Raw genomic sequence first — 1,235 nt, forward strand, 5'->3', positions numbered from 1 at the left:
TGTAGTGGTCAACTAATCCCGGACACGACGTTAAGTTTTTCTTCGGCCCGAGCTGGCGCCAGCCCATCATTGAATTGATGGGGTCGAATCCAATTGTACCGATGCATCAAGAAATGGCTGATATCGCGCTTGGCTTCTTGAGCCGTTCTGTAGCCCGTGGTCGGTATCCATTCTGTTTTCAAGCTGCGGAACACGCGTTCCATTGGCGCGTTGTCCCAGCAATTTCCCCGCCGGCTCATGCTCTGGCGCATGCGATAACGCCACAGCCGCTGGCGAAATAAACGACTCGCATACTGCGACCCTTGATCCGAGTGAAACAGCAGGCCCTGAGGTTTTCCTCGTTGCTCGTAAGCCATATCCAGCGCCTTGATAACCAGATCGGCGTCCGGCTTTTCCGACAACGCCCAGCCCACTACCCGGCGTGTGCAAAGATCCAGCACGACAGCCAGGTAATGCCATTTCCCTTGGGCCCAGATGTAGGTGATGTCGCCGCACCACACATGGTTGGGTGCCGGAACATCGAACTCCCGATTCAAGATGTTCGGGATATCCAACCGTTCAACCGTCGCTCGTTTATAGGCATGAGAGCCAGGTTGTTTACTGACGAGATGAAGCTCGCGCATCAAGCTGCGCACTTTGAACCGACCGAGTTGCTCACCATCGTCACGCATCATCGAGAGAAGGCTACGACTGCCAGCAGCACTGCGACTTTGTGAAAACAACTCGCTCACCCGGCTGCGCAACCGAAGCCGTTCGACATCAGGCGTTCGCCGTTTGAGGCGGTGGGCGTAGTAGCTTGAGCGGTTGATATCAAACACTTTGCACAGCCAATCAATCGGCTCATGGACACTTAGCTGATTGATCAGCGCGTACGCTCGTGATCTTCCGACATCAAGAGCGCGGTAGCCTTTTTTAATATGGATTTTTCCCGTTCAAGGCGGGCGATCCGGGCTTCCAGTTCCTGAATTTTCTGCTGTTCTGGTGTCAGCGCTTTACTCTGCGGGGTGACGCCTTGGCGCTCCTTCTGAACCTGGTCAACCCAACGGCGCAGGGCCGATTCGCCGACGCCGAGTGAACGGCTGGCTTCGATGTAGCTGTAGTTTTGCTTGAGCACGAGGTCAGCAGCCTCGCGTTTGAATTCAGCGGAAAAGGAACGGCGTTGTTTGGTCATCTGGCACCTCGATCTGGCGAGCATTCTCGCCTAAATGGGTGTCCGGTTTCATTAGACCACTACA

At 55.0% G+C, this 1,235-nt stretch carries 1 protein-coding gene; it reads right to left on the minus strand.

The features are described 5' to 3' along the window. Positions 1–8 precede the first annotated feature (8 nt). A protein-coding gene (locus tag FIV35_RS29450; RefSeq protein WP_146375134.1) for an IS3 family transposase occupies positions 9–1,171 on the minus strand; the annotation gives its coding sequence in 2 pieces (ribosomal slippage) (positions 9–916 and positions 916–1,171; 1,164 coding nt in all). Positions 1,172–1,235 lie beyond the last annotated feature (64 nt).

It is taken from the genome of Pseudomonas rhodesiae (assembly GCF_007858255.1).
Taxonomy (GTDB): Bacteria; Pseudomonadota; Gammaproteobacteria; order Pseudomonadales; family Pseudomonadaceae; genus Aquipseudomonas; species Aquipseudomonas rhodesiae.